We start from the raw sequence: 20,031 nt of genomic DNA, 5'->3' as shown, positions 1-20,031 counted from the left end.
ACAAATGCTTGCATCGATATGGTTAACAATTCCTCAATTAGACTTACCGAAAGTTTAATTCACATCGGCAGCGAGCCGAACCCGCGCGCCCGCAGCGCCTCGGCGATTTCTTCCAAAATCGTTGGATCATCAATGGTTGCAGGCATTTTCCAGGGTATGCCGTCGGCGATTTTCTGCATGGTGCCGCGCAGGATTTTGCCGGAGCGCGTCTTCGGCAACCGGTTAACGATGATGGCCATCTTGAAGGCGGCGACGGGTCCGATCGAATCACGAATCATCGCCACGACCTCTGATTCGATCACCGTCGCCTCACGGGAAACATGGCGCTTCAGCACCAGGAAACCGCAGGGCACCTGACCCTTCAGCGCATCGATCACGCCGATAACAGCGCATTCGGCGATATCGGGATGACGCGCACAGACCTCCTCCATGGCCCCTGTCGAGAGCCGATGACCGGCGCAATTGATGATGTCGTCGGTGCGCGACATGATGAAGAGATAGCCGTCTTCATCGACATATCCGGCGTCAGCCGTCTTGTAGTAGCCCGGAAACTCATCGAGATAAGCCGATCGAAAACGCTGGTCGGCGTTCCAGAGGGTCGGCAGACAGCCGGGCGGCAAGGGCAGCTTCACGACGATATTGCCGAGCGTTCCGGCCTCGATCGGATGGCCGGCATCGTCGAGCACCGCGATCTCATAACCGGGCATCGGCAGCGCCGGCGAACCGTGCTTGACGGGAAGGGCGCCGAGACCGAGCGGATTTGCGGCGATCGGCCAGCCGGTCTCCGTCTGCCACCAATGATCGATGACGGGTATGCCGAGCATGCGCTCCGCCCATTTCAGGGTCTCCGGATCCGCCCTTTCGCCGGCAAGAAACAGCGCCCGCAAATCCGGCATCGGATATTTGCGTATCAGATCGCCGTCCGCGTCCTCCCGCCGAATAGCGCGGAACGCCGTCGGCGCCGTGAATAGCACCCGCACCTTATGCTCCGAAACGATGCGCCAGAATGTGCCGGCATCCGGAGTACCGACCGGTTTTCCCTCGAAGATCAAGGTGGTTACGCCTGATATCAGCGGAGCGTAGACGATATAGGAATGCCCGACGACCCAACCGATATCCGAAGCCGTCCAGAAGACCTCACCCGGCTTCAAGCCGTAGATATTCCGCATCGACCAGTTGAGCGCAACCATATGGCCGCCATTGTCGCGCACCACACCCTTCGGCTGGCCCGTGGTGCCGGAGGTGTAGAGGATATAGAGCGGATCGGTCGCCTTGACCGAAACACAGGCGACCTCGGCGCCGCGATGGCGCGCCACTGCCGTCTCGAAATCCTGATCGCGGCCATTGACGAGATCTGCCCGAAGCTCCGGCCGCTGCAGCACCAGGCAACGCTCCGGCTTCGAACCCGCGATCTCGATCGCCTGGTCGACCAAGGGCTTATAGACAATGATACGGCCGGGCTCGAGCCCACAGCTTGCGGTGATCACCAGCTTCGCACCGCAATCGTCGATGCGCGCTGCAAGTTCGCTGGCGGCAAATCCACCGAAAACGACGGAGTGAACCGCACCGATGCGAGCGCAGGCGAGCATCGAAAAGACCGCCTGCGGTAGCATCGGCATATAGAGGATCACGCGATCGCCCCTGCCGATGCCGAATTCGAGCAGCGTTGCGGCGATCGCCTTTACCTCGACAAGCACCTCGTCGTAAGTGAAACGCCGCTTCTCGCCGGTCATCGCGCTGTCGAAGATAACGGCTGTCTCGCCGCCGCGCCCGGCAGCGATATGCCGGTCCAGGCAATTGTGGCAGGTATTGGTTTCCCCGGCTGAGAACCAACGGCCATAGACACCGTCGTCGGGCGAGAACACCCGCTCCGGCGGTTTGAACCAGTCTATGTCGGCAGCGGCTTCACGCCAGAAGGCTTCGGGATCGCGTTTCCAGGCCGCGTAGACCTGATGATAGTCGTTCTGCATCTGCTCCTCCCCAGGACATGCACGCCTCGATATCAATCTAGGCAGCGGTGAGAGGAACGGGAAGCCCGACCAAAGCAGAGTTTCAGCGCGCGCCGAAAATCGCCGATCCGACGCGGACGCTGGTGGCGCCGAAGGCGATTGCCATCTCGTAGTCACCGGACATTCCCATGGAAAGTTTTCCGACGCCGCATTTGGACGCAAGTCTTGCCAGCAGGGCAAAATGCGGCCCGGGATTTTCCTCGGCCGGCGGAATACACATCAAACCTTCAACAGAAAGGCCGAGCTCGTCGCGACAGAGCGCCACAAAGGCTGGCGTGTCGTCAGGAGCGATACCAGCCTTCTGCGGTTCAAGCCCGGTATTGACCTGGACGTAGAGCCGCGGCGTCTTGGCCTGCCGCTTCATCTCCTCGGCAAGCGCGCGGGCGATCTTTTCCCGGTCCACCGTCTCGATGACGTCGAAGAGCGCCACCGCGTCCGCCGCCTTGTTCGATTGCAGCGGCCCGATCAGATGCAATTCGATATCCGGACGCTCGGCCTTCAGCGCCGGCCACTTGCCCTGGCTTTCCTGCACCCGGTTCTCGCCGAAGACGCGCTGTCCCGCTTCGATGGCCGGGCGGATCGCGTCCGCCTCGAAGGTCTTCGATACCGCGACCAGCTGAACGGAACCCGCCGGCCGACCTGCCGCGCGTTCCCCGGCCGCAATCCGTGATCGCACGTCGTTCAACCGCTCTTGAAGTTCCATCGTTCTGCCTCGACATACCAGCATGAAAGGATTGGCAATGAACTAACCAGCCAACCTGTGCTTGCCAAGACCCGCCTTCGCGAAATCGCTTGCACGTGATCAAGATCGGACGCTTGCAGCGCCTGCAAAACTTGACGCTACGGTGGTTTCATGGTGAAGGTCTCGACCAACTCCCCTGATTTTCCGGAAATACGAATACGATGGCCACCGAACGTTATAATCCGCGCGATGCCGAGCCCCGCTGGCAGCAGAAATGGAATGAAGACAAGGTCTTCGAGACCGACAATGCCGATCCGCGCGAAAAATATTACGTCCTCGAAATGTTCCCCTATCCGTCGGGGCGCATCCATATGGGCCATGTCCGCAATTACGCCATGGGCGATGTCGTCGCCCGCTATAAGCGCGCGCGGGGCTATAATGTGCTGCACCCGATGGGCTGGGACGCTTTCGGCATGCCGGCAGAGAACGCCGCCATGGAGCGCGGCGTGCATCCCGCTTCCTGGACGTACCAGAATATCGGCTCGATGAAGGCGCAGTTGAAGGCCATGGGGCTCTCGCTGGACTGGAGCCGCGAATTCGCCACCTGCGATGTCGAATATTACCAGCACCAGCAGCATCTCTTCCTGGATTTCCTGGAAAAGGGCTTGGTTTACCGCAAGCAGTCGAAGGTCAATTGGGATCCTGTCGACAACACTGTGCTCGCCAACGAACAGGTGATCGATGGCCGCGGCTGGCGTTCCGGTGCGCTGGTCGAACAGCGCGAACTGACGCAGTGGTTCTTCAAGATCACCGATTTCAGCCAGGATCTGCTCGACGCGCTGGACACGCTTGAACAGTGGCCGGAAAAAGTGCGGCTGATGCAGAAGAACTGGATCGGCCGCTCGGAAGGCCTGACGATTCGTTGGGAGATTGTGCCGGAAACGGCGCCTGCCGGCGAGAGCGAGGTCACGGTCTATACCACCCGGCCGGACACGCTGTTCGGCGCCTCCTTCCTGGCGATCGCCGCCGATCACCCGCTGGCAAAGGATGCCGCCGCAAAGAATGCCGATATCGAAGCCTTCTGCGAGGAGTGCCGCCGTGCCGGCACGTCGCTCGCCGCACTCGAGACCGCCGAAAAGAAAGGCATGGATACCGGTATCCGCGTCAGACATCCGCTTGATCCCTCCTGGGAGCTGCCTGTCTATATCGCCAACTTCGTCCTGATGGATTACGGCACCGGCGCGATCTTCGGCTGCCCGTCAGGCGACCAGCGCGACCTTGATTTTGCTCGCAAATACGGCCTGCCGGTCGTGGCCGTCGTCATGCCGAGGGATGGCGACGCTGCGAGCTTTGCCGTCAGCGATACCGCCTATGACGGTGAGGGCGTGATGATCAATTCGCGCTTCCTCGACGGCAAGACGACGGAGGAGGCCTTCAATATCGTTGCCGACCGCCTGGCGGCCGCTTCGCTCGGCAATGCGCCGCAGGGCGAGCGCAAGGTCAATTTCCGCCTGCGCGACTGGGGCATTTCCCGTCAGCGTTATTGGGGCTGCCCGATCCCGGTCATCCACTGCGATGATTGCGGCGTCGTGCCGGTGCCGAAGAAGGACCTGCCGGTCAAGCTGCCCGACGACGTTACCTTCGATCAGCCCGGCAACCCGCTCGACCGTCATCCGACCTGGCGTCATGTCTCCTGCCCGACCTGCGGCAAGGATGCCCGCCGCGAGACGGATACGATGGATACTTTTGTCGATTCGAGCTGGTATTTCACCCGCTTTACCGCGCCCTGGGAAGGAAAACCAACCGATCCCGAAGCCGCGAACCGCTGGCTGCCGGTCGACCAGTATATCGGCGGCATCGAGCACGCGATCCTGCACCTGCTCTATTCGCGCTTCTTCACCCGCGCCATGCGCGAAACCGGTCACGTGGCGGCCACCGAACCCTTCAAGGGTCTCTTCACCCAGGGCATGGTGGTCCACGAAACCTATAGCCGCGGTGCCGGCGCCAGCCGCGAGTGGGTGGCCCCTGCCGATATCCGCATCGACGAACTCGACGGCAAACGCCGGGCCTTCCTGCTGACCAACAACGAGGAAGTTGCGATCGGCTCGATCGAGAAGATGTCGAAGTCGAAAAAGAACGTCGTCGATCCCGACGATATCATCGCCTCCTATGGCGCCGATACCGCCCGTTTCTTCGTTCTGTCCGACTCTCCGCCCGAGCGTGATGTCATTTGGTCCGAGGCGGGTGTCGAAGGCGCCCATCGTTTCACCCAACGCCTGTGGCGGCTGATTTCGGAAGCCGCGGACGCACTCTCCGCCGTCGCAGCTGCGCCGGCGAGCGAGGGGGAAGCCTTGCCGATCTCACAGGTCGCCCACAAGACGCTGAAGGCTGTCGAAAACGATTATGACAAGCTCTGGTTCAACAAGGCCGTCGCCCGCATCTATGAACTCGTGAACGCACTGGCCGCACCGCTGACCAGGGTTGCGGCGGGAGAGGGTGATGCCGCCTATCGCGCGGCAGTCCGCGATGCCGCAGAGATCCTGATCCAGCTGGTCGCACCGATGACGCCGCATCTGGCTGAGGAGTGCTGGACGGCGCTCGGCAATGAAGGGCTGCTTGCCCGGACAAGCTGGCCGCGCTACGACGAAACGCTCGTTGTCGAAAACGACGTCGTTCTGCCGGTACAGATCAACGGCAAGAAACGCGCCGAATTGACAATTTCTCGCGATGCAGATCAGAATGCCGTCACCGCCGCCGTGCTGGATCTGGATGCGGTGAAGAACGCGCTGAACGGACAGGCACCGAAGAAGATCATCGTGGTTCCCCAAAGGATTGTAAACATTGTCGTTTGATATCGCTTGCAAGCTGGCTCGCAATGCCGGCATCGCCATGATCCTTGCCTCCGCGGCTTTTCTCTCTGCCTGCCAGGTCCGGCCGCTTTACTCCGAGAATTCCGGTCTCACCGAAAAGCTTTCCTCCGTCGGCTTTTCCTCGGCAGGCAGCCGGGTTGAACAGCAGGTTCGCAATCACCTGATCTTCTTTGCAGCACGTGGCGCCGGCGAAGCCGCAAACCCGCAATATCAGGTTGAGATGCACGCCACCTCGAGCGTCGCCGATACGCTGCTTCAGGAATCCGGCGATACGTCGAAAGCCGGCCGGGTGACCGTCACCGTCACCTACACGCTGCGTGCCATAACCGACAATCATGTCATCAAGGCCGGCAGCCGTCAGGCCACAGCGCTGGTGGATTTCTCCGAACAGCAATTTGCCAAGCAGCGGGCGATCCGTGATGCCGAGAACCGCGCAGCGGATCAGGCGGCGGAATTCGTAGGGGCCGACATCGCCGCTGCCCTCAGCCGCTGAGGCGAGATGTGGCAGAGATAAAATCCCACGAATTCGAGACCTTTCTGCAGAAATCGGCGCGGAACTATCGGATCTTCGTCATCTATGGGCCGGATCGCGGCCTCGTTTCGGAACGGGCGGGTCTGCTTGCCGGTAAAAGTGGTGTGGCCCTCGACGACCCATTCTCGCTGACGAAGCTCGATATCGGCGATCTGCAGAAGGATCCCGGACGATTGGTCGATGAGGTCCAGTCGATCGGGCTGTTCGGCGGTGAGAAGCTGATTTGGATCCGCGGCGCCGCAAACGAAAAATACCTCGTCGATTCCCTGGCCCTGCTCGCCGAAAAACCACTCGAAGCCGCCTATCTAATCGTGGAGGCCGGCGACCTGAAAAAGGGTTCGCTGCTGCGCAAGACCGCCGAAGCCGCGCGATCTGTCATGACGATCCCCTCTTACGCCGATGACAGCCGTGCTCTGAATACGCTGATCGATACCGAACTCGGTGCAGAGAAACTCGGTATCACGCCGGCCGCGCGGCAGGCGCTGATCGCACTGATTGGCGGTGATCGCATCGCTTCCCGAAACGAGGTGCGCAAGCTCGCGCTCTATTGTCGCGGCGCCGATACGGTTGAAGAACATCACGTTACCGAAATAATTGGCGATGCCAGCGCGATCTCCGTCGACGATGCCGTCGACGCGATTCTCAGCGGCGATCTCACGGCCTTTCTGCACGCCATGCAGAAGATCAGCAGTTCAAAAACCGCAATCTTTCTCGTGCTTCAGGCATGCCTGAAGCAGTTTCAGCTTCTCGATACGATGCGCGCTGAAATGGAGGAAAAACGCCTGCAGCCGCCTCAGATCATGCAGACCATGGGGCGGTATCTGCATTTTCGCCGCAAGCCGATCATCGAACAGGCGCTGCGCCAATGGACCGCCGAAAGCATCGCCCGTGAATCCAATCGCCTGCAGGCCGCAATTCTGCAGAGTCGGCGGCGCCAGGTACTGGAAGACAGCGTTGCGATGCAAACGCTTCTTTCCACCACCCTTCAATCCGGTCGAAAATCGGCGTGATTTGGAGCGCTTCAGCTGCTAACCGAAGCACGCTCTGCCCCTTCACGCCCTTCTGGACGGAAAACCGCTTCGCTATTTTCTGGGAATCGCTCTAACGCCGCTCGAGCAAGCGGCAGATTTCCTCGAGCTGCTCCAGCGACTTGTAGGAAATTTTAATCTGCCCGCCACTGGTTTTGTGATTGATCGCAACGTCAAGGCCGAGGGCATCGGAAAGTGTTCTTTCCAGGGCCAGCGTGTCGGAATCCTTCTGATCGCGCCGTAGGGCCGGCGGAGGCTCGGATTGTGCCTTGATATTGTTCTGCGCCAGCTTCTCCGCATCGCGGACCGACATGCCCTTCGCAACGATCGTACGGGCAAGACTGGCCGGATCCGGCGTCGAAACCAGCGCGCGTGCGTGCCCGGCCGACAGGCTGCCGGCAGCAAGCAGATCACGAACCGGGTCCGGCAGTTTCAACAGGCGCAGAGAATTGGCAACGTGGCTGCGGCTTTTGCCGATGATCTCGCCGAGGTCGTTCTGGGTGTAGCCATATTCTGCGATGAGCTGCTCATAGCCCAAGGCTTCCTCAAGCGGATTGAGATCCGCGCGCTGCACGTTTTCGACAATGGCGATTTCCAACGCCGTCTTGTCATCGACGTCACGGACAATGACTGGAATTTCGATCAATCCGGCAAGCTGAGCGGCGCGCCAGCGGCGCTCACCAGCGATGATTTCATATCGATCCCGCGATATCGTTCGCACCACGATCGGCTGCACGATACCATGCTGACGAATGGAGCTTGCGAGATCGTGCAGCTCAGCGTCATCGAAGAAACGACGAGGATTGCGGGGGTTACGGCTGACGAACTCGATCGGGATCATCCTGTCGGCACTGATGGTCCGCTCGGCTTCCACCGGGACAGGCTGATCCATTTCGCCTATCAGCGCCGCGAGGCCACGGCCCAATCGCCTTTTCGATACATCGTCATTCATGATCTACACTCACCTACACCCCTGAAATGATATTACGCGGCCAGTCTCTGGCGCTCCCGTTGAATGACCTCTGAGGCCAGTTGCAGATAGGCCTGGCTGCCCGCGCATTTCAGATCATAGAGAATAGCTGGCTTGCCGTAGGACGGCGCCTCGGAAACCCGGACATTGCGCGGAATTAACGTATGGTAAACCTTTTCGCCGAGATGGGTGCGCACATCATTGACCACTTGCTGGGCGAGATTGTTGCGCGCATCAAACATTGTCAAGACGATCCCCTGGATATCCAGGCGCGGATTCACCGTTCGACGAACCTGGCTGACGGTCTCGAGCAACTGGCTCAGCCCCTCCAGCGCGAAAAATTCACATTGCAGCGGCACCAGCACGGAATGCGCGGCCGCCATGGCATTCATCGTCAAAAGATTGAATGACGGCGGGCAATCCAGAAGAATATAGGAGAACGCCATTGCTTCAGGCGAAGACAAGGCTTTCCGCAATTTGAAGACTCGATCGCTTTGCTGCGAGATTTCCATCTCGACGCCAAGCAGATCCATCGTCGACGGGACGATAAAAAGATTGGGAACCACTGTTTCGAGCGTCACCTCGGTGATACCGCGATCGCCAACCATCAGATCATAGGAGGAGAGTTTGCGATCGCGACGGTCGATACCGAGGCCGGTGCTGGCATTGCCTTGCGGATCGAGATCAACGATCAAGACACGCTCGCCAATGGCAGCAAGAGCCGTTGCCAGGTTGATTGCGGTGGTTGTTTTGCCAACACCACCCTTCTGATTTGCGATGGTGATAATCCGGTGTCGTTCGCCAGCCATTGCCGCAATATCCGATCTGTTAAACCAAGCGCCGGAGATTTGATACTTCCAAAATAACAGATTCCTGCTCGACGGCGCTCTTATGTTCTAACAGATCGAATTCCCACCGACCACGTGCTTTGTCGATTTCCCGCAGGTAATCCCGGCCTTTATGAAAAAAGCCACGGCAATTTTGCTTGCCCAGCATCCACGGAGCCGAATAGTCCATGAGCCCGTCCAGGTCGGCCAACGCTCGGGCTGAAATCGCACCGCAGTCGCCAATCTCGGCATAGGCATCTTCGATTCGATTGGTATGCACACTCCCACGCGCCTGCGTCTCTCGCAGCGCTGTCCGCAGAAAGGCCGCCTTTTTATGGTTGCTTTCGACCAGATGCACCCAGCCGCTTTGCAGCTCGGCCAGAAAAATCGCCGTAATAACGCCCGGAAAGCCCCCGCCACTGCCGAGATCAACCCAGGTGATCGGTTGAGGATGGATCTGAAACACCTGGCTGCTATCAGCGATATGCCGGTGCCATAGATCTTCGAGTGTCGACGGCGCCACCAGATTGATCGTTTTGGCCCACTTCTGAAAAAGTACCGCGAAGTGTTGAAGCCGTTCCTGTGTTTCACGTGAAACACGCAAACCGTTTAATTCCATTCCGAAAGACTTTCAAATCTCGTCGTCAGGCGCTTTGACGCTCGGCAGACGTTAGGCGGCGCAAATGCACAAGCAGCAATGCGATTGCCGCCGGCGTCATCCCCTCAACGACGGAGGCCTGGGCAATGTTGAAGGGGCGAGCCGCGCTGAGCTTCACCTTGAGTTCGTTGGAGAGGCCGGAAAGCGCATCGTAATCGAAATCGAGCGGTATCTGCCGTTGCTCGTCGCGTTGCTGATCGGCAATCGCCGTGGCTTGCCGATCCAGATAAACTGAATAGCCGGCCTCAATTTCCAACGCTTCCGCGACCTTGGATCCCATCGTACCAAATGTCTCAGGCCAAACACGGCGAAGTTCAGCAAAATCATAATACGGATAGGACAACAAATCATAAGCGGTTCGGCGCTGCCCATCGAGATTGATATTCAAGCCGGCCCGCCGCGCTTCATTCGGCGTAACGGTTAGCGAATGCAAGAGCGCTCGACCCATTTCCATCTCATTCTGATAGGCTGTAAATCGCTGCGCGCGTGCGCCGTTGGCGCAGCCCAACCGCATGGCCAATGGCGTCAACCGCATATCGGCATTGTCAGCACGCAAAGTCAGCCGATATTCCGCCCGCGAGGTAAACATTCGATACGGCTCCGTAACGCCACGTGACGTGAGATCGTCGATCATGACGCCAATATATGAGCTGGTCCGACTAAAATGAAACGGATCCGAATCGCTGCTCTGCAACGCCGCGTTTAGACCTGCAGCCAAGCCTTGGGCGGCCGCCTCCTCATAGCCGGTGGTGCCATTGATCTGGCCCGCAAGAAAGAGACCTTTCAGCCGTTTGACTTCCAACGACGGCGTCAACTCTCTCGGGTCAACGTGATCATATTCGATTGCATAGCCGGGTTGCAGAATTCTTGCCGCTTCAAGCCCGGGAATTGTCTTGATGAAATCTGCCTGGACGTCCGCCGGCAAAGAGGTGGAAATACCGTTCGGATAAACTGTGTCGTCGTCCAGTCCCTCGGGCTCGAGAAAGACTTGATGCCCATCCCGCTCTCCAAATTTTACCAGCTTGTCTTCGATAGACGGGCAATAGCGAGGACCGACGCCTTCGATCTGTCCGGAATACATCGCCGATCGCATGATGTTGTCGACAATGATGCGATGGGTCGCTTCAGTCGTCCTGGTGACCCCGCATTCGATCTGCGGCGTCGTAATCCTGTCGGTCATAAAGGAGAAGGGCACGAGTTCCTCGTCAGCCCCCTGCCGGCCGACGGATTGCCAGTCTATGGTCTTTCCGTCCAACCGCGCCGGTGTCCCGGTCTTCAGTCGTCCCAAGCGCAATCCCAGCCTGGCCAGCGTGGCAGACAGCCCGATCGACGGCGCTTCACCGACACGACCGGCCGGCGTCTTTTCCGAACCGATATGAATAAGTCCACGCAGGAAGGTTCCAGTCGTCAAAACGACGGCAGGAGTCTTTAGGGTTCGACCATCCTTCATGACCACCCCGGCAACACGCCCGTCGACAACGTCCAGATCAAACGCATCGCCTTCGACGATGTCCAGACCAGGTGTGGCCTCAATCGCCGCCAGCATCGCCAAACGATAGAGCTTTCGATCGGCCTGGGTTCGCGGTCCTCGAACGGCTGCCCCTTTTTTCTTGTTCAGCATCCTGAACTGAATGCCCGCAGCGTCGGCGATACGACCCATCAGGCCATCCATAGCGTCGATCTCGCGAACCAAGTGACCCTTACCAAGCCCGCCGATTGCCGGATTGCAGGACATCACACCGATCGTGTCCCGCCTGTGCGTCACCAAGGCGGTTTTCGCACCGAGCCGCGCGGCCGCGCTGGCGGCTTCCGACCCCGCATGGCCGCCACCGATCACGATCACATCATAGACATTATCGGTCATTCAAGACTCCAGATCGTGTGTACGTTTCACGTGAAACCAGCCATAAACGTGACACCGATCGCGTTTCACGTGAATCATTTCCCGATACAAAACTCCGAGAAGATCACCCCAAGCAGCTGTTCGACATCCACTCTTCCGGTAATTCTCCCCAAATACTCGGCGGCAATTCGAAGCTGCTCGGTCCGCAGTTCGAGATTTACGTCCTTCTGCGTAATCGCAGTATCAAGCGCCGCCAAACATTTCGTTAGCGAATCTTTATGCCGTTGCCGACTGGGGATCGCCATGGACAGGCCGCTGAACCGCGCTGCGACATTGTCGCCGATCAACTGCCGCAATTCCAGCAAGCCGTCACCGGTTGTCGTCGAAATCTGCAGATCGTACCGGTCCGAGCCGACCTCAACCAGATCCTTCTTCGTCCCGACTGTAACATGAGGCCAAGTTGCCTCCAAGTCTCCAGGGAGCAGCGGATTCGCCATGTCGACCAGGACCAGCACAAGATCGGCATCGCGAAGTGCAACACGCGCGCGCCGAACGCCCTCCATTTCCACCCGGTCCTCAGCGTCCCGCAGGCCGGCTGTGTCATAGAGCTTGATCAGGTAGCCATCGATATCGAGATCGACCTGCAGAACATCGCGGGTGGTGCCGGCGATCTCGGTGACGATCGCAACATCGCGCCGCGCCAGGGCATTCAGCAGGCTCGATTTTCCGGCGTTCGGCGCACCGGCGATGACCACCTTGAAGCCGTCTCTGATAATCTCACCTGCCGAAGCCGCCGCCAAATGGTGTTCGATATCGGTGCGAAGCTTACCCATATCGGCCCAGACCATGTCCGATACCGACCCTGGAACATCATCCTCGTCGGGAAAATCAAGTTCCGCCTCGATCAACGCTCGTGCGCGCGTTAATCGTTCCGCCCACGCATCGTAAATTGCGGAAAGTCCGCCGGCGCTATGTTCGACCGCAAGGCGTCGCTGCATTTCCGTCTCGGCGCCGATGAGGTCGGCCAGTCCTTCGACCTCGACCAGGTCAAGCTTGCCGTTCTCAAAAGCCCGGCGGGAGAACTCACCCTCAACAGCCATTCGAACACCTGGAATGTCGCCAAGCGTGTGAAACAGCGCCGCCAGGACAGCCTTGCTGCCATGGAGCTGTAGCTCCGCGACATCTTCCCCGGTAAATGAATTTGGCCCCGGAAAAAACAGCACCAGACCACTGTCGATCGGTTGGTCGTTACGAGTCCGAATCGTTCGGTGCGATGCGGATCGAGCTTTCGGCACCGAGCCGACGAGGCTCACCAATATGTCTCTGGTCAGCGGACCGCTGATGCGAATAACCGAAACACCTGAAGGTGCAGCACCGCTCGATAGCGCATATATGGTATCAGTCAACATGGCCATATTGCCTGGTTAATCTTCGAATTCGAATCGGTTCCTCCTAAATAGAAAAGCTGGCGACATCATCACGATGCCTCCAGCTCTCATAGGATGAATCCGGCTAAGGATTATGTATTCATCGAATCGAAGAAGTCGGAATTGTTCTTCGTCTGCTTCAGCTTGTCGATCAGGAATTCGATCGCATCGGTCGTGCCCATTGGCGCAAGGATGCGGCGGAGCACAAAGATCTTCTGCAGATCCTGGCGTGGGACGAGAAGGTCTTCCTTGCGCGTGCCGGACTTGAGGATGTCCATCGCCGGGAAGATGCGCTTGTCGGCGACCTTGCGATCAAGGACGATTTCCGAGTTGCCGGTGCCCTTGAATTCTTCGAAGATCACTTCATCCATACGGCTGCCGGTATCGATCAGCGCCGTGGCGATGATCGTCAAGGAACCGCCTTCCTCGATATTGCGCGCCGCACCGAAGAAGCGCTTAGGACGCTGCAACGCATTGGCGTCGACACCGCCGGTCAGGACCTTGCCTGAGGAGGGAACCACGGTGTTGTAGGCACGGCCGAGGCGCGTGATCGAATCGAGCAGGATGACGACGTCGCGCCCATGTTCGACAAGACGCTTTGCCTTTTCAATGACCATTTCCGCCACCTGGACGTGACGTACGGCCGGTTCGTCGAAGGTCGAGGAGATGACCTCGCCGCGAACGGAACGCTGCATGTCGGTCACTTCCTCAGGACGCTCATCGATCAGAAGAACGATGAGATAGCACTCCGGATGGTTCGCGGTAATCGAATGCGCGATATTCTGCAGCAGCACGGTCTTACCGGTGCGGGGCGGCGCGACGATCAGTCCACGCTGGCCCTTGCCGAGCGGCGCCACCAGGTCGATCACGCGCGGCGACAGATCCTTGGTGGTGGGAATATCGAGTTCCATCTTGAAACGCTCGTTCGGATAGAGCGGCGTCAGATTGTCGAAATGAACCTTATGACGAATCTTTTCCGGATCGTCGAAATTGATAGTGTTGACCTTGAGCAGCGCAAAATAGCGCTCGCCTTCCTTCGGCCCGCGGATGGGACCTTCGACCGTATCACCTGTTTTCAGCGAGAAACGGCGGATCTGCGAGGGGGAGATATAAATATCATCTGGGCCTGGCAGATAGTTGGCATTTGCGGAACGCAGGAAACCGAAACCATCCTGGAGCACTTCGACGACACCTTCGCCGATGATTTCGACATCCTGGCTGGCGAGCATCTTGAGGATAGCAAACATCAATTCCTGTTTGCGCATCGTGCTGGCATTCTCAACCTCGAGCGATTCGGCGAAAGCCAGAAGATCCGTCGGGGATTTGCTCTTAAGTTCCTGAAGCTTCATTTCAGCCATGAAGTGACCAATACTCTTTTCAATTTCGAAGGGGAAAGGCGATGTTGGGTCGTATTCGGTACTGCGAAAGGTCTCGCAGACGACTGAACTCTACACACATGCCACGTAGATGAGATGCGCGGAAAATAGCGACTCGCAATCGCTGCCGCAAGAGGGCTGCTTAAAATGAAGCAAATTTAACCTGAGTATGGATTTTGCCTCAGAATGGCTTCACCACGACGAGGATCACGATCAGGATCATCAGCAATGTCGGTGCCTCGTTCATGAACCGCCAATAGCGCGCAGAGCGGCGGTTTTCATCCCGCTCGAAGGCTCTGACGGCACGGCTGAAGAACATATGAACGCCCGTCAGCAGCACAACGAGACCGATCTTGGCGTGCAGCCAGCCGCCTTGGAATCCATAGACCGACCAAGCGAGATAGAGGCCAAAAATCCACGTCAGCATCATCGCCGGCGTCATGATGATTCGAAGCAGCCGGCGTTCCATCACCTTGAAGGTTTCCGATTGCACCGAACCCGGTTCGGCATCGGTGTGATAGATGAACAGCCGCGGCATATAGAACAATCCAGCCATCCAGGAAATGACCGCGATGATGTGCAGTGCCTTGATCCAGAGATAGAGATTATCGGGGTTCCAGGCGAAAAGCCCGACCGCCATCAGCGCGAAGAAGACCAGCGCAAAATGGGCTCGGCGCCGGGCGTAAGCGCCAGGTCTCCGATCGGTCTGCTTCTCCATCGTCACGCCCCGCCTCGCATCCGCCCGCCACGCACACGATCGACCAGCAGACGCACATGCTCGGGGTCGGCCTGCGGCGTGATGCCGTGACCGAGATTGAAGATCAGCGGCCCATTGCCGAGATGCTGCAGAATATCGTCGATGCCCTCTTCAAGCGCCCGACCGCCGGCAACGACGCGCATAGGATCGAGGTTGCCCTGCACCGGCCCGTCCTTTTGAAGTTCGGCGGCAAAGGCCAGCGGGACAGACCAGTCGAGACCGATCGCATCCGCACCAGTCTTCTGGCGATAGGTTTTCAGCTGGTAGCCGGCGCCCTTGGCGAAAGCGATGATGCGCGCGTGTGGCCGCTGCGATTTGACCGAAGCGATCATCCGCGCAACCGGCCTGATCGCGAACGCCTCGAATTCCCTCTCACCGAGAACGCCGGCCCAGGAATCGAAAATCTGCACGGCATCGGCGCCGGCATCAATCTGGGCCACGAGATAATCGGCCGATACGTCAGCAAGCAGCATCAGCAGATGCTCGAAGGCGCGAGCATGCCGATACGCGAAAAGGCGGGCAGGCGCCTGATCCGGCGTGCCATGTCCGGCGATCATATAGGTCGCGACCGTCCAAGGCGCGCCGCAGAAGCCGAGCAGCGTCGTCTCGGCTGGCAGCCCCTCACGCAGCCGCCGCACCGTCTCCAGCACCGGCCTGAGATAATCGACAACCTCTTCGCCATTCAATCTGCTGATCCCGGCTTCATCGATTGGATCCATCTCAGGACCATGGCCTTCGGTGAACCGGACGTTCCGCTTCATTGCATCGGGAATGACCAGGATATCGGAAAACAGGATGGCTGCATCGAAGCCATAGCGGCGGATCGGCTGCAATGTCACTTCGACGGCGTGATCGGGCGTATAGCAAAGATCGAGAAAACTCCCTGCCTTTGCCCGTGTCTCCCGATATTCCGGCAGATAGCGCCCCGCCTGCCTCATCAGCCAGAGAGGAGGAGGGGAGAGGCTTTCGCCATCCAGAACCCTCATGATCTTTCGGCGCGTCTCGCTCAAGCGCTTCTTCCCTATAAAAAATCAAAGATATTTTAAAAGGTTTCTATTTCTTAGAGTCGGTGTCTATCAAGGATTAAAATCCATCCACCGCCGATGCCATTTGTCGCGCGCCTGCAAAAAACATCGGAAGGATTTCGCCATTTTTTCCGATGTTCGGGGAAAATCCGAATCTGAAAATGATTCCAAGTCCTTCCGGATCGGTGATTTTTCTTGTGCCTGTGGATAGGCTGTGGACCAGCTTTCAACAAATCGATCTCTTCCCCATCGTCCACAGGGTCGGCTGAAACCGATCCGCAAAATTCGAAATGTGGATAAAGAGGCATGTTTTCCCTTGCCGGAGGCTGCCTCGGCACCGTAGCTCTGTTTCATCCAGTCTTTTCAACAGGCAGCGGAAAATAGCGTGGAGAACAGAACGAACTTCTTTCATCTGCATCTGATTTCTGACTCAACGGGAGAGACTCTGATCTCCGCCGGCCGCGCCGCGTCGGCGCAGTTCAGATCCGCTCAGCCGATCGAACACGTCTATCCGCTGATCCGCAATCGCAAGCAGCTGCTGCCGGTTCTCCAAGCGATCGATGACGCCCCCGGCATTGTGCTCTACACCATTGTCGACCGGGAGCTCGCGAGCCTGATCGATGAGCGCTGCGTCGAGATGGGCGTTGCCTCGGTGAATGTGCTGGAGCCGGTCATGAATGCATTCCAGATCTATCTCGGTGCCCCGTCGCGCCGCCGGGTCGGAGCACAGCATGTGATGAATGCCGGCTACTTCGCGCGCATCGAAGCGCTGAATTTCACCATGGATCACGACGACGGTCAGATGCCGGACGATTATAACGATGCCGATGTCGTCATCATCGGCATCAGTCGTACGTCGAAAACACCGACCAGCATCTATCTCGCCAACCGAGGCATCAAGACGGCAAACATTCCGATCGTCTACGGCGTGCCATTGCCGGAGAGCCTCTTTGTCGCGACGAAACCGCTCATCGTCTGCCTGATCGCCACCACCGACCGTATTTCCCAGGTGCGGGAAAATCGGGTGCTCGGGGTGACGCAGGGCTTCGATCGCGAACACTACACCGACCGCGCCGCGATTTCGGAGGAGTTGAAATATGCCCGCTCGCTCTGTGCCCGTCACAACTGGCCGCTGATCGACGTTACGCGCCGCTCAATCGAGGAAACAGCCGCGGCAATCGTTGCCCTGCGCCCGAAGCTGCGCTAAGCGCTGACGAAATGCCGGCACTCCGAGGAACCCATGACGCCGAAACTCATTCTTGCATCGTCGAGTCCCTTTCGCCGGATGCTGATGGAAAATGCCGGTCTACCCTTCGAGGCGCATGCCGCAAGGATCGATGAACGGGCGGTCGAAGTACCTCTGGAAAAAGCTGGCGCCAAGCCGGATGCCGTCGCTCTCGTCCTGGCCAAAGCCAAGGCCGAGGAAGTGAGCAGCCGTTTTCCGGATGGCTTGGTCATCGGTTCGGATCAAACTATGTCGCTCGGCGACCGCGTTTTCCATAAGCCGAAGGACATGGCCGACGCGGCTGGTCATCTTCAAGCGCTTTCGGGAGTGTCCCACCGATTGAACAGCGCCGTTGCGATCGTCCGCGATGGCGTGCTCTTGTGGGAATATCTGGCGCATGCCGAACTGACGATGCGGCCGCTGACAGCGGATTTCATCGCCAGGCATCTGAGCCGGGTTGGCGAACGCGCGCTTTCCAGCGTCGGCGCCTATCAGTTGGAGGGAGAGGGCATCCAGCTTTTCGAAAAGATCGAGGGGGATTATTTCACCATTCTTGGCCTACCGATGCTGCCGCTCTTAAAAAAATTGCGAGAACTGGGAGCGATCGATGGGTGATTCACGTGAAACATTTGGGCCGAAAGCGTTTGTCACGGGCTTTCCCATCAAGCATTCGCGCTCGCCGTTGATCCACGGATATTGGCTGAAGACGCTCGGCCTGCCAGGCAGCTACCGCGCTCATGAAGTCGCCCCCGAGGCCTTTGGTGATTTCATTCGTGCGCTGAAGGACGGCAGTTCCGGCTTTGCCGGAGGCAATGTCACCATTCCCCACAAGGAAATGGCGTTCCGGCTCGCCGATAAACCGGACGCGTTGTCACGCGAACTTGGCGCCGCGAACACGCTCTGGCTGGAGGATGGCGTCTTGCATGCTACAAACACCGACGGTCGCGGCTTCATCGCCAATCTTGATGAACGCCATCCAGGCTGGGACCGGCACCGCAGAGCCGTCGTCTTTGGTGCCGGCGGCGCCAGCCGGGCGATCATCCAGGCGGTCCGGGATCGTGGTTTCCGCGAGATCCATGTCGTCAATCGCACCGTCGAACGCGCGCGTGAACTCGCGGACCGTTTTGGTCCGAGTGTTCAGGCCCACCCTGCCGGGGCGCTTGCCGAAGTCATGAAGGGTGCCGGCCTCTTCATCAATACCACCTCGCTCGGCATGGACGGCGAGGCTGCGCCCCAGCTCGATTTTTCACCTCTTGCAGCCGATGCCGTGGTCACCGACATCGTCTATGTGCCCTTGAAGACGCCGATCCTGGCACAGGCAGAAGAGCAAGGATTTCCTATTGTGGATGGTCTCGGCATGCTGTTGCATCAGGCCGTGCCCGGATTCGAGAGATGGTTCGGACAGCGTCCCGTTGTCGACGCTGCACTGCGTGCGCTCATCATTGCAGATATGGAATCACACTGATGCTGAAGATCGGTCTCACCGGCTCCATCGGAATGGGAAAATCGACGGCATCAAAGCTCTTTGCCGATGCCGGAATCCCGGTGAACGATTCTGATGCCGTGGTCCACGATCTCTATGCCGGCGAGGCTGCGCCCCTGGTGGATGCCGCCTTTCCCGGCACGATGAAGGATGGAGCAGTCGATCGGCATGAACTTGGCCGCCAGCTCGCTCTTGATCCCGACGGCTTTAAACGCCTGGAAGCGATCGTCCATCCGCTGGTTCGCAAACGCGAGATGGAATTTCTGGCGCAACAAGGTGCCGCTGGCGCCGACATGGTACTGCTCGATATTCCGCTGCTCTTCGAAACCGGCGCTGAGGAAAGAGTCGACGTCATCGTCGTCGTCAGCACTGATCCACAGATTCAGCGTCAAAGGGTGCTTGCGCGTCCCGACATGACCGAGGAAAAATTCAGCATGATTCTCTCCCGCCAGACACCGGACGCGGAAAAACGGCGGCGGGCCGATTATCTGATCGACACCAGTCACAGTATCGCGGAGACGAGGGAACGGGTGCTCGAGATCGTCGCCGACCTGAAAACGCGGATTGCCAAGGGAGATTTCCGGCATGCGTGAGATCATCTTCGATACGGAAACCACCGGTCTCGACAATCGCGCCGACCGCATCATCGAAATCGGCGGCATCGAGCTCTTCAACCATTTCCCCACAGGCAACACGATCCATATCTTCATCAATCCCGGAGATCAGAAGGTTCATCCGGATGCGCTCGCCGTACACGGCATCACCGATGAATTCCTGAAGGACAAGAAGCCTTTTGCGGACGTCGCCGAAGAAATCCTTACCTTTTTCGGCGATGCGAAGTGGATTGCCCACAACGCCACCTTCGATATGGGCTTCATCAACGCGGAGTTCGCGCGGATCGGCTTGCCGCCGATCCTGCCGGAAAGGGTGCTCGATACCTTGTCGATGGCCCGACGCAAACATCCGATGGGGCCGAATTCGCTCGATGCGCTTTGCCGGCGTTACGGCATCGACAATTCGCACCGGACCAAACACGGCGCGCTGCTCGACTCCGAACTGCTTGCCGAAGTCTATATCGAGATGATCGGCGGCCGACAGGCAGCCTTCGGTCTGAGCACGGTCAGCAAATCCAACCAGGCAGCTCGCGGTGACATGGCTGGGGATGACGATGAAGTGATTGCCGCAGTGCTCGAGCGGCCCCGCCCGCTTGGTAGCCGCCTCAGCCAAACCGAGGAGCAGGCGCATGAGGCGCTCGTCGCTAAGCTCGGGGAAAAAAGTATCTGGGCGAAATACGCCAACCTCGATTGAACCAGCCACAA

At 58.6% G+C, this 20,031-nt stretch carries 19 protein-coding genes; 8 read left to right on the top strand and 11 right to left on the bottom strand.

The features are described 5' to 3' along the window. Positions 1-59: 59 nt before the first annotated feature. Both ACMUVN_RS16190 and ACMUVN_RS16185 read right to left on the bottom strand, forming a co-directional pair. Positions 60-1,970 (bottom strand): propionyl-CoA synthetase, encoded by a 1,911-nt coding sequence (locus ACMUVN_RS16190; protein ID WP_063473875.1) that lies wholly within the window; start codon positions 1,968-1,970, stop codon positions 60-62. Positions 1,971-2,052: 82 nt separating this feature from the next. Next, positions 2,053-2,712, bottom strand: coding sequence for a YggS family pyridoxal phosphate-dependent enzyme (locus ACMUVN_RS16185; protein ID WP_047615880.1), 660 nt, complete (start codon positions 2,710-2,712; stop codon positions 2,053-2,055). A gap of 200 nt (positions 2,713-2,912) precedes the next feature. Between ACMUVN_RS16185 and leuS the strand changes: the two genes are divergently transcribed. Genes leuS through holA form a run of 3 tightly spaced genes read left to right on the top strand, consistent with a single transcriptional unit; the run spans position 2,913 to position 7,103 of the window. Beyond that, positions 2,913-5,543: a leucine--tRNA ligase gene (leuS, locus tag ACMUVN_RS16180; RefSeq protein WP_414815285.1), complete on the top strand. Its 2,631-nt coding sequence runs from the start codon at positions 2,913-2,915 to the stop codon at positions 5,541-5,543. Beyond that, complete coding sequence (lptE, locus tag ACMUVN_RS16175) at positions 5,533-6,054, top strand: LPS assembly lipoprotein LptE (RefSeq protein ID WP_063473877.1); 522 nt, start codon at positions 5,533-5,535, stop codon at positions 6,052-6,054. Before leuS ends, lptE begins: the two co-directional genes overlap by 11 nt. Before the next feature lie 8 nt (positions 6,055-6,062). After that, positions 6,063-7,103 carry a DNA polymerase III subunit delta gene (gene holA, locus ACMUVN_RS16170; RefSeq protein WP_414815284.1) on the top strand — a complete coding sequence of 347 codons (1,041 nt, stop codon included), beginning with the start codon at positions 6,063-6,065 and terminating at the stop codon, positions 7,101-7,103. Between the two features lie 91 nt (positions 7,104-7,194). Here holA and ACMUVN_RS16165 read toward each other — a convergent pair whose 3' ends face one another. From ACMUVN_RS16165 to ACMUVN_RS16125, 9 genes are all read right to left on the bottom strand, one after another. Then, on the bottom strand, positions 7,195-8,073 hold the full coding sequence (locus tag ACMUVN_RS16165) for a ParB/RepB/Spo0J family partition protein (RefSeq protein WP_414815283.1): 879 nt from the start codon (positions 8,071-8,073) through the stop codon (positions 7,195-7,197). Positions 8,074-8,105: 32 nt separating this feature from the next. Continuing rightward, on the bottom strand, positions 8,106-8,900 hold the full coding sequence (locus ACMUVN_RS16160) for a ParA family protein (RefSeq protein ID WP_063473880.1): 795 nt from the start codon (positions 8,898-8,900) through the stop codon (positions 8,106-8,108). 19 nt (positions 8,901-8,919) lie between these two features. After that, positions 8,920-9,537, bottom strand: a complete 618-nt coding sequence (rsmG, locus tag ACMUVN_RS16155) for a 16S rRNA (guanine(527)-N(7))-methyltransferase RsmG (RefSeq protein ID WP_047615890.1) — start codon at positions 9,535-9,537, stop codon at positions 8,920-8,922. Positions 9,538-9,562: 25 nt separating this feature from the next. After that, positions 9,563-11,440, bottom strand: a complete 1,878-nt coding sequence (gene mnmG, locus ACMUVN_RS16150; protein WP_414815282.1) for a tRNA uridine-5-carboxymethylaminomethyl(34) synthesis enzyme MnmG — start codon at positions 11,438-11,440, stop codon at positions 9,563-9,565. A 74-nt stretch (positions 11,441-11,514) separates the two neighbouring features. Then, positions 11,515-12,834: a tRNA uridine-5-carboxymethylaminomethyl(34) synthesis GTPase MnmE gene (mnmE, locus tag ACMUVN_RS16145; RefSeq protein ID WP_414815281.1), complete on the bottom strand. Its 1,320-nt coding sequence runs from the start codon at positions 12,832-12,834 to the stop codon at positions 11,515-11,517. 104 nt (positions 12,835-12,938) lie between these two features. Next, positions 12,939-14,204, bottom strand: a complete 1,266-nt coding sequence (gene rho, locus ACMUVN_RS16140; protein WP_011654069.1) for a transcription termination factor Rho — start codon at positions 14,202-14,204, stop codon at positions 12,939-12,941. A gap of 199 nt (positions 14,205-14,403) precedes the next feature. Then, complete coding sequence (hemJ, locus tag ACMUVN_RS16135; RefSeq protein WP_047615896.1) at positions 14,404-14,940, bottom strand: protoporphyrinogen oxidase HemJ; 537 nt, start codon at positions 14,938-14,940, stop codon at positions 14,404-14,406. 2 nt (positions 14,941-14,942) lie between these two features. Continuing rightward, positions 14,943-15,989 (bottom strand): uroporphyrinogen decarboxylase, encoded by a 1,047-nt coding sequence (gene hemE / locus ACMUVN_RS16130; RefSeq protein ID WP_063473883.1) that lies wholly within the window; start codon positions 15,987-15,989, stop codon positions 14,943-14,945. A gap of 66 nt (positions 15,990-16,055) precedes the next feature. After that, on the bottom strand, positions 16,056-16,358 hold the full coding sequence (locus tag ACMUVN_RS16125; RefSeq protein WP_176707332.1) for a hypothetical protein: 303 nt from the start codon (positions 16,356-16,358) through the stop codon (positions 16,056-16,058). Between the two features lie 31 nt (positions 16,359-16,389). Here ACMUVN_RS16125 and ACMUVN_RS16120 point away from each other — a divergent pair, with 31 nt between their 5' ends. The 5 genes from ACMUVN_RS16120 to dnaQ are packed head-to-tail and all read left to right on the top strand — an operon-like array spanning position 16,390 to position 20,020. Beyond that, a complete protein-coding gene (locus ACMUVN_RS16120; RefSeq protein WP_047615900.1) occupies positions 16,390-17,211 on the top strand; it encodes a pyruvate, water dikinase regulatory protein in 822 nt (273 codons plus the stop codon). Positions 17,212-17,244: 33 nt separating this feature from the next. Further along, on the top strand, positions 17,245-17,844 hold the full coding sequence (locus ACMUVN_RS16115; protein ID WP_047615902.1) for a Maf-like protein: 600 nt from the start codon (positions 17,245-17,247) through the stop codon (positions 17,842-17,844). Next, positions 17,837-18,694: a shikimate dehydrogenase gene (locus ACMUVN_RS16110; RefSeq protein WP_047615904.1), complete on the top strand. Its 858-nt coding sequence runs from the start codon at positions 17,837-17,839 to the stop codon at positions 18,692-18,694. Before ACMUVN_RS16115 ends, ACMUVN_RS16110 begins: the two co-directional genes overlap by 8 nt. After that, positions 18,694-19,305: a dephospho-CoA kinase gene (gene coaE / locus ACMUVN_RS16105; protein ID WP_414815280.1), complete on the top strand. Its 612-nt coding sequence runs from the start codon at positions 18,694-18,696 to the stop codon at positions 19,303-19,305. The genes ACMUVN_RS16110 and coaE overlap by 1 nt, the downstream gene beginning before the upstream one ends. Next, on the top strand, positions 19,298-20,020 hold the full coding sequence (gene dnaQ / locus ACMUVN_RS16100; RefSeq protein WP_063473886.1) for a DNA polymerase III subunit epsilon: 723 nt from the start codon (positions 19,298-19,300) through the stop codon (positions 20,018-20,020). The genes coaE and dnaQ overlap by 8 nt, the downstream gene beginning before the upstream one ends. The last annotated feature ends 11 nt before the right edge of the window (positions 20,021-20,031 follow it).

The organism is Rhizobium sp. IY2 (assembly GCF_047532935.1).
Lineage (GTDB): Bacteria > Pseudomonadota > Alphaproteobacteria > Rhizobiales > Rhizobiaceae > Rhizobium > Rhizobium anhuiense.
The sequence above is the reverse complement of the archived record's forward strand: the minus strand, read 5'-3'. Positions and strand labels throughout refer to the sequence as shown.

Bases quoted from the DNA above. Each gene is read 5' to 3' on its own strand.
- ACMUVN_RS16190 (WP_063473875.1), bottom strand. From the start codon at position 1,970: ATGCAGAACGACTATCATCAGGTCTACGCGGCCTGGAAACGCGATCCC.
- ACMUVN_RS16185 (WP_047615880.1), bottom strand. From the start codon at position 2,712: ATGGAACTTCAAGAGCGGTTGAACGACGTGCGATCACGGATTGCGGCC.
- leuS (WP_414815285.1), top strand. From the start codon at position 2,913: ATGGCCACCGAACGTTATAATCCGCGCGATGCCGAGCCCCGCTGGCAG.
- ACMUVN_RS16165 (WP_414815283.1), bottom strand. From the start codon at position 8,073: ATGAATGACGATGTATCGAAAAGGCGATTGGGCCGTGGCCTCGCGGCG.
- ACMUVN_RS16160 (WP_063473880.1), bottom strand. From the start codon at position 8,900: ATGGCTGGCGAACGACACCGGATTATCACCATCGCAAATCAGAAGGGT.
- rsmG (WP_047615890.1), bottom strand. From the start codon at position 9,537: ATGGAATTAAACGGTTTGCGTGTTTCACGTGAAACACAGGAACGGCTT.
- mnmG (WP_414815282.1), bottom strand. From the start codon at position 11,440: ATGACCGATAATGTCTATGATGTGATCGTGATCGGTGGCGGCCATGCG.
- mnmE (WP_414815281.1), bottom strand. From the start codon at position 12,834: ATGGCCATGTTGACTGATACCATATATGCGCTATCGAGCGGTGCTGCA.
- rho (WP_011654069.1), bottom strand. From the start codon at position 14,204: ATGGCTGAAATGAAGCTTCAGGAACTTAAGAGCAAATCCCCGACGGAT.
- hemJ (WP_047615896.1), bottom strand. From the start codon at position 14,940: ATGGAGAAGCAGACCGATCGGAGACCTGGCGCTTACGCCCGGCGCCGA.
- ACMUVN_RS16125 (WP_176707332.1), bottom strand. From the start codon at position 16,358: ATGAAACAGAGCTACGGTGCCGAGGCAGCCTCCGGCAAGGGAAAACAT.
- ACMUVN_RS16115 (WP_047615902.1), top strand. From the start codon at position 17,245: ATGACGCCGAAACTCATTCTTGCATCGTCGAGTCCCTTTCGCCGGATG.
- ACMUVN_RS16110 (WP_047615904.1), top strand. From the start codon at position 17,837: ATGGGTGATTCACGTGAAACATTTGGGCCGAAAGCGTTTGTCACGGGC.
- coaE (WP_414815280.1), top strand. From the start codon at position 18,694: ATGCTGAAGATCGGTCTCACCGGCTCCATCGGAATGGGAAAATCGACG.
- dnaQ (WP_063473886.1), top strand. From the start codon at position 19,298: ATGCGTGAGATCATCTTCGATACGGAAACCACCGGTCTCGACAATCGC.